Genomic DNA, 7,497 nt, shown 5'->3' on the forward strand with positions numbered 1-7,497 from the left:
GTGATTGACTTTTTTGCACAAGCACTGCTGGCTAATTCTAATAATTATCTGTCTCGCCCATCTCTGCTTCCTAAATATTAGACCTGAATCCTTACCTTTTTGTTGAGTGCTAAACGCAACAGACGAGCAGCCAAAAGGTTTTTCCGTAAAGCTTTCAAAGCAACTCACAACAGAACACCACAAGTCATTAATGTAGATAAAAATGCTGCTTATCCTACGGCTGTCGATGAATTAAAAAAAGAAGAACTTCTGGCTCAAAGTAGTGAGTTACGGCAAAATAAATATCTGAATAATATAGTAGAACAAGACCATCGCTTCATTAAAAGATTAGTGAATCCTGGTTTAGGATTCAAATCATTCTACACAGCTAGAAGAACTATTGCTGGCTACGAAACTATGAATATGATTCGTAAAGGTCAGGTTAACAGAGTAACTAAAGGAGATATTGTCGCTCAAGTCAATTTGATTGCACATATCTTCGGACTTGTTGCATAAACAATCTTAATTCTAGAGGATTTTCTCACTTTAAATATTTTTTGCAACACAACCTATTTTGTTGGCATCGGCAGCGGTACAAGCGGGTTTTGGTAAGTTGACAGAAACAGTACAGCAAAACCTCAAGGGTATCCGTACCATTCAGTCTCATGCCCAGGAAGAGCGTGAGATTAACCATTTTACAGGCGTGTCAAATTGTTATGCGCTAGCTCATCAAAAGTTGATCGATTTGAACGCTATTCTCACTGCCTCCATTGTGCTGGGTAGTGGTTTGATGACCTTAATTGTTGTTGGCGTAGGTGGTAAGCAAGTCTTAGCTGGGCAAATCAGTGTCGGCACGCTGACAGCTTTCATCTTTTATTTGGCAATGATTTTGGGGGTGATCAAGGAAAGCAGTTTTGTTACGTATGCTTTGCTCAATGCCATTACTGCTGCAACCAGAGTATTTGAGATTATGGATGAAAAGCCAGAGATTGAAGATGTTTCAACAGGCTTATCAGCCCAGCCAATCAATGGCAAAATTGCAGTTGAAAATCTATTGTATAGTTACCCAGTTAGTGCTGGGCTGCCATCGCGTCTGGTTTTAGAACAGATATCCCTGAGTATCAGCCCTGGCGGAATGATTGCTATTATCGGTCGTGTAGGCTCTGGCAAATCTACCTTGTTACGACTGCTGGCCAGGCAATTGGAGCCTAATAGTGGACAAATCAAATTGGATGGGCAAGATTTAAAAGATGTTCCACTGAATCACTTGCGTCAGAATCTGTCATTTGTACCCCAAGATGCTTTCTTATTTGCAGCACCAATTTCAGAAAATATTTCATTCGATAAGCCAGATCGACCACCCGAATCTATTTGGCAGGCTGCTCGATATGCACAGCTTGAAGCAACAATTAACAAATTTAGTGCAGGTTTATCCACATTAATTGGTGAGCGTGGGGTAACTTTATCAGGTGGGCAGAAACAAAGAACCAGCCTAGCTCGTGGGCTGATTCGCCAGACCCCCATCTTGCTGTTAGACGATTGTTTTTCTGCATTAGATACTAAAACTGAGGCTTTAGTTCTATCGCAATTGCGAGCGGTCAGGAATGGACTTACTACAGTATTAGTTTCTCACCGTTTGTTGGCGACACGTTATGTAGATAGGATATACGTACTTGAGCAAGGGCGTATCGTGGAAGCTGGCAGCCATAACGAACTAATTGCCCAGGATGGTTATTACGCCAAGCTAGTTAGTATGCAAGATAGTATGCAAGACGTTCTCTGATATTTAAGAGTTTCAATAACCAACATTGTTAAAATTTTACCCCCATGTTAGGTTTAAAAAATTGCTTATATTCTTTTATCTCTAACTAAAAATTAATCCGGTAATTTTGTTGGAAGCAGTGATTTCTTTACTAGGTAGATATGCATAAACGACCAGAGATTGATTAGCTGATTGAACGAAGCAAAATTATAGAAGTCATTGTTGGTTTTGCAAACGCACTGGATGAAAAGAATTGGCAAAAATTACGAGTTTATCTAACAGATAAAATCGAGATTAATTATTTAGACTTTCGAGGTGAACCACCTCGGCAGGCGACCGCAGAAGAATATGTAAAACAACGAGTTGATGGCTTGGCAGGATTACGGACTTTGCATATCAGCACGAATCATGAGGTAACAATCAAAGAAAATGTAGCTGATTGTAAATCAGCATATTGTATTTATAGAGTTGATCCCACACTTGAAGCAGGACAAGACCGGTTGGATACAGCAGGGAACTATCTTCATCGGTTGATTCGAGTGGATCAAGAGTGGCGAGTCAATGCGATCAAGCAAACAGTGGTGGTAATGAGTGGCAATCGACAAGTGCATGGTGCGTTCCACAATGGTCAAATAGAATAGCTTTATAAGCATAGAGCCGAGATCCCTGCAATAGCGGAAATAGAGCCTGAAAAGCCTTGCCAATTCTAGGTTTGAAAGATTTAGGAACTTGTGTAAATTGCAGTTTCAAAGGTTGAGGAATATTTGGCATCAAGGGTACATAATCGCTGTAACCCTTGAAATATCTGGTGTTTAAGGACGTTTAGCAAGAGTGCGATCGCGACTTTTGTGGGCATATTTGCGCTCTTAATTTTAGCTTTTACCAACTTTCGATGATTGAATAGTTTCAGTAGTCATGTCCGAAACCCCTAAAAAATCAATGTTACTCTGCTATCAAATGCCAACTTTCACCCAAATGTTGGTATTTGATAGCGTAAAAAACGGATTTATTAGTAATTGTGTACTAAATTGAGTCTTCCTGTATTTGTTTAAAACTAGAGTGAATGAATAAGCTGAAAGCTATACATAGCAGGAGTTTTCAGCCTCTATTTCCGAATTAGCAGGGATCTCGGCTCTATGCCAACTAGGGCTGACTATTTAGAACAAATTGTGCGGGACAATACCTTACCAAGTATTACACGAGATGAAGAACAAGTTCTACCAAGTAATACATGGGGAGCAGATGCCCTTTCTCCGTGTATTACACCGAATAATGAGCATCCTCAAACGTCAACCACTTTACTGCCCCAACTAGAAGCACTTGAAGCTTTACGTGATCGCATTTTGTTGGAACTGAAGTTAGGTAAGCAAGCCACTGGATACAAAACGGCACTTAAAGCTCTTAATCGTTTCATTGCTGAATTAACTAACCGAGCATAGGCGTTGAGCGAATTCGCCAACAGTGTCCCTCGCTACTTTTACCCCAGATATAGCAAAGACGCATTTTGCTGCTATGCAAAGCTTGAAAACCTTGCTGTGAAAAAGTTGCATTAAAAACTCCTATGCCAAATCACTCTAAGGTATTTGGCACAGGAGTTTTGAAGCTATCTACAAGGGTTTGGGGCTGCTAAAAATTAAGGGGGAGAATGAAAATCTACCTGACGACGGGCTATTATTGTTGTCGATATGAATCACATCAAACTACACATTTGGACTAATGGTGATCGCTACGTTGGCATCGTTTCCGCTAATATCTCCGAACACATAGGAGAAGCCAGTCGGAACGGCAACACCTAATCCATTGCTTCCTACAAATGGGTTGTTCCAGTGAATAAAGAAGTCTCCCACCTCCGAGCCATAGGTGACAGTTCCTTCAGTTCCGGTTGCGAATCCATCTGACTCACTTTGCCATGTGGCACGTGTCATCGGTGCAATGTTCTCTGGAGGTACTGCATTACCACTACCTGAAAACTCACCATGCATCAAATTGACATTTTTCCGATGAAGTGTGAGATTAGTAACATTCCTAAGTGTGAGATTGAATGAACGTGCTGCCATGAGAAATCTCCTTTATCAATTACTCACACCTTCATGTACAGCATCTAACTGCAATACTTTTCTCTGTCTATAGGCACAAATTTTGCACTAAGTACAGCATTTTATAAATCTGAAGTGGCATTGATCATTGCCAAAAATGTCCATTTTTGGGCAAGCTTGAAAGACTGAATAGTGTGAAGAGTAGATTTTAACGTGCAAAAATTTGAAAGTCTATTTACCCCTTTTGGGCAAGCTAGTAAATCAGTGAAGTAACTATCGCAATATTTCTTTACAATATGTCCTAATTTCCACATATCTCGGCTGACCCTCAAAGACGCTGTTTGTAGGCGTTTTTTAGTTCCTCTTCGCTCTCGGCAATCTCAACCTTAAACGGGCGGCTCATGAGTATGTTAACTTACCGAGTTTGCTTCTCCTTATTATATGCAGCTTCATTTTAAATTGGTATTAGCATAAGGAGAGCGAAAGAACAGTTTTATGCTTGTAAGATATGAACTATCGTTTATTCATCGTAAACGTACCTTTGTTATTATCAACATCTACAAAATTACCGTTAATTGAAGTATCACTATCTAATCTACCGCTTAAAGCAGCACGGTAGGTAGAGTTTGGTTTTCCTTTGGCTATTTGTGCAATTGTAATAACTGGTCTCCCCCTTCCAGATTCATAAACTCTTATCTCAAAAATGCTATTATTGGCGTTAGGACTAGGATTGATATATGTCCCAATTAGCTGTTCACCCTGATTTGAAATTTTCATTTGATAAGAACTTTGTATAATACTAGGTTTATAATCCCAATTACCTGCCAAATTGACAGGTGAAGAGGCTTGAGCAGTAGTCATAAGGTTAGTTTTAACAGTGCCAAATGATAGCCAAAGTATCAACAACAGTGCTAGTAAACCTGCAATAGAATATATTTTTGGAAAGAGTATTTTTACATCGGTTATTTTCATAAAACTTTAATCCTTATATGTGATATTTAGTGCTATTCAGATATACACCATTGTGATAAATTCTATAGCTTAACCCTCTAACTAAAGTTTGAGAGAACTGAACCAAAAGTATAATATTGCAGTTAGTTAAAGGTAGAAGTAGGTTCCGTAGAATGTCACCCTAAGTACAACTTGTCATTAATAGCAACTGCTGCCGCCCTCATGGAAGTAATCGTGCCAACATGAGAGAAATAATCTCTTGAGCCAATGTCGTGCAAGATGACAAAACAGCATTGGCAGCCTCAAGCCTCGATATTACTTGATTGTGGCAACCCAAGTAAGAAACTCAGTTTTAATGTTTTTTACTTTAAGCTTTTGAAAAGCATTTTTCCCCTCTGCTGCGTGGTGGCGATCGCTTAATTTGGCTACTCCCTTATAAATTACTTAGTAAAGTACTCGTATTTTCCGCAAAGTTGCTGTATCCTATTGATTCTGTGCGATTTTTCAGTACTCAACTAGATCTCAGTTTTTATGGACAAGAAACTCATCAAAAAATCTGAAAAGCTTACCCTCAGACAGATGAAGTCAATCGAACAAGCAGAAGATCAACTTCTTCAAGCTGATAGTGTTAATTTTTCACCTCCTATAGTTGAGGAAAAACCAGTAATCATTCCAGAACTGCGAGAACCTGACTATATTCCATTCCTTGACAACCCTCCAGTACAGTCTGTTGGTAACTCTGGCTGGCAGGTTTCTGATATTTGGCGGGATATCCGCGTGGATGAGTTCTGCGGGTGAAGTGCGATGGGCAAAGCCCCGCCAAGGGCATCGCAGCCTAGTTCAAAATCGACGCTGAGCAAAACAATTGTTTGGTCAAGCAAGTTTTTTGATTTAATGTATATTTTAAAACTGTATTTAGCACTTGATCAAAATCTAAAAGGATAAAACCACTGAAGTGTGATTCAGTAGCAAATGGCACTCTTGTAAAAGTGAAATTCTTGCTAGGGCAGGGTGAAGGGTGTAAGTGCTGTTTCATATCAGTTTATTTTGAAATATTTATTTGATACTATTCGCTCTAGATATACGGCAGTTTTCAATTACTTGTAATTGAAAACATATCGTTATGAGGGGCGCAAGGACTTGCGCTCTGACGACGTATTACTGGTAGGGTACTCACATAGGAACTAATATGAAAGTTCAACCCAGCAAATTAGGTAAAACTGTGATCATCACAGGAGGAAATAGAGGGTTAGGCTATGAATGTGCAAAAGCGATCGCCGCATTTGACCAAGATTGGCACGTGATTATTGCCAGCCGCAACCACAAGCAAGCAACTTTATCCGTTAAACAGTTGATAGCTCAAACAGGTAATCGGTCTATCGAACTAATAGAACTGGATCTCGCATCCTTAGCCTCAATCCGTGCCTTTGCCAAAAACTTCGCAGCACGCAGTTGCCCTCCTTTACACGCAATCGTGTGTAACGCAGGTATACAAATTGTTACACGTACAACTTATACCAAAGATGGGTTTGAAAGTACCTTTGGAGTCAACCATCTCGGACATTTTCTCCTAGTTAATCTCCTACTTCAGCACTTAGTTTCTCCATCTCGAATTATATTTGTTAGTAGTGGCACGCATTCGCCGAACGAGAAATTGAATCATCTTATTAATATTCCTTCTCCGAAGTATTGCAATGCAAGATTGCTGGCATTTCCTGAGTCAGCTTCCATTGAAGAAGATATCCTAACAATCGGACTGCGACGTTATACTACCTCAAAGCTTTGCAATATTTTATGCGCTTATGAATTAGCGCATCGCTTACAGTCTCAGGGATACAGTACCCAGCAGCAACCAATTACCGTCAATGTCTTCGATCCAGGGCTGATGCCAGGGACAGGAATAGCACGCGACTATAACTCAATCCAGCGTTTCGCATGGAATTTTCTTTTGCCAGGAATATGTTTGTTTGTGCCATACGCAAACAGTACCAACAAATCTGGAAAAAACCTTGCTAGGCTGATTCTTGCTCCAGAGTTTGCAACAGTTACAGGCAAATATTTTGTTGATCTACAACAAGTACGTTCTTCCAAGGAATCTTATGATCGAAAAAAGGCTGCGGAATTATGGCAAACTAGCGCCCAACTAGTCAATCTTGCTCCTGATGAAACTTTTGATGCCATAAAGGAAAACTTTAGCGTTCATGTTTAACTTCAGGCTCAATATTGGCTTTGACACCTAAACAGTCTAGTTCAAAATTGACGCTGATACCTTTTAATACGTACAATATTGAAAATTGACTCTCACCACTTCCGACAAATGTATATAAGGATATCTAAGCTTTCTAAGCTCAGATACCCCAGGACTACTTCACTATATTTGAGAGCCAGCATGATGATAACAGCTTATCGGCTGTCTTCTATTTTGAAAATATTCTTAAAGTTAGATTGGTAATTCATACTTAAGTTAGTTGCCAAAAATATCAATTTCAGCACTATATCTAATGCGGGCTTGTCGAGAGTCAGACCAAATATCAGACACTTCTTCCAAAGCACTTAGGTGCTGGAAGCGACGAAACACTACCTGGAATGTACTGTTACAGAAAACTCACAAGTATCACCCTGAAGGCTTTCTCACTGGTGAAGAAGGTAAGTTAAAGTTAGGTAACAGGAACTAACTTCTTCGATAGAGAAAGCACACAGCACAAGCAATGCCAAAATTTTCTTTGACCGTAACTTTCCAGGTCGTGGAATCTTTGCCATACAGCAAAG

8 protein-coding genes and 1 pseudogene are annotated in these 7,497 nt (G+C 39.8%); 6 read left to right on the top strand and 3 right to left on the bottom strand.

Annotated elements, in window-relative coordinates; genetic code table 11:
• Nucleotides 1-90: 90 nt before the first annotated feature.
• From HCR01_RS36215 to HCR01_RS36225, 3 genes and pseudogenes are all read left to right on the top strand, one after another.
• A pseudogene (locus HCR01_RS36215) lies at nucleotides 91-495 on the top strand (DDE-type integrase/transposase/recombinase); the annotation flags it as partial.
• A gap of 58 nt (nucleotides 496-553) precedes the next feature.
• A complete protein-coding gene (locus HCR01_RS36220; RefSeq protein ID WP_193200728.1) occupies nucleotides 554-1,762 on the top strand; it encodes an ABC transporter ATP-binding protein in 1,209 nt (402 codons plus the stop codon).
• Between the two features lie 185 nt (nucleotides 1,763-1,947).
• Entirely contained in the window at nucleotides 1,948-2,382 is a 435-nt protein-coding gene (locus HCR01_RS36225) for a nuclear transport factor 2 family protein (RefSeq protein ID WP_320073260.1), read from the top strand.
• 80 nt (nucleotides 2,383-2,462) lie between these two features.
• Here the strand turns inward: HCR01_RS36225 and HCR01_RS40315 are convergent, their stop codons facing one another.
• A complete protein-coding gene (locus HCR01_RS40315; protein WP_264299991.1) occupies nucleotides 2,463-2,597 on the bottom strand; it encodes a hypothetical protein in 135 nt (44 codons plus the stop codon).
• A 280-nt stretch (nucleotides 2,598-2,877) separates the two neighbouring features.
• Between HCR01_RS40315 and HCR01_RS36230 the strand changes: the two genes are divergently transcribed.
• Nucleotides 2,878-3,180, top strand: coding sequence for a hypothetical protein (locus HCR01_RS36230; RefSeq protein WP_193200731.1), 303 nt, complete (start codon nucleotides 2,878-2,880; stop codon nucleotides 3,178-3,180).
• Nucleotides 3,181-3,441: 261 nt separating this feature from the next.
• Here the strand turns inward: HCR01_RS36230 and HCR01_RS36235 are convergent, their stop codons facing one another.
• Together HCR01_RS36235 and HCR01_RS36240 are read right to left on the bottom strand one after the other, a co-directional pair.
• Entirely contained in the window at nucleotides 3,442-3,798 is a 357-nt protein-coding gene (locus tag HCR01_RS36235; protein ID WP_193200732.1) for a hypothetical protein, read from the bottom strand.
• A 492-nt stretch (nucleotides 3,799-4,290) separates the two neighbouring features.
• Complete coding sequence (locus HCR01_RS36240) at nucleotides 4,291-4,749, bottom strand: hypothetical protein (RefSeq protein ID WP_193200734.1); 459 nt, start codon at nucleotides 4,747-4,749, stop codon at nucleotides 4,291-4,293.
• Between the two features lie 510 nt (nucleotides 4,750-5,259).
• Between HCR01_RS36240 and HCR01_RS36245 the strand changes: the two genes are divergently transcribed.
• Complete coding sequence (locus tag HCR01_RS36245; RefSeq protein WP_193200737.1) at nucleotides 5,260-5,526, top strand: hypothetical protein; 267 nt, start codon at nucleotides 5,260-5,262, stop codon at nucleotides 5,524-5,526.
• Nucleotides 5,527-5,917: 391 nt separating this feature from the next.
• A complete protein-coding gene (locus HCR01_RS36250) occupies nucleotides 5,918-6,937 on the top strand; it encodes an SDR family NAD(P)-dependent oxidoreductase (RefSeq protein WP_193200738.1) in 1,020 nt (339 codons plus the stop codon).
• Nucleotides 6,938-7,497 lie beyond the last annotated feature (560 nt).

This window comes from Nostoc sp. MG11, assembly GCF_014904695.1.
Taxonomy (GTDB): Bacteria; Cyanobacteriota; Cyanobacteriia; order Cyanobacteriales; family Nostocaceae; genus Komarekiella.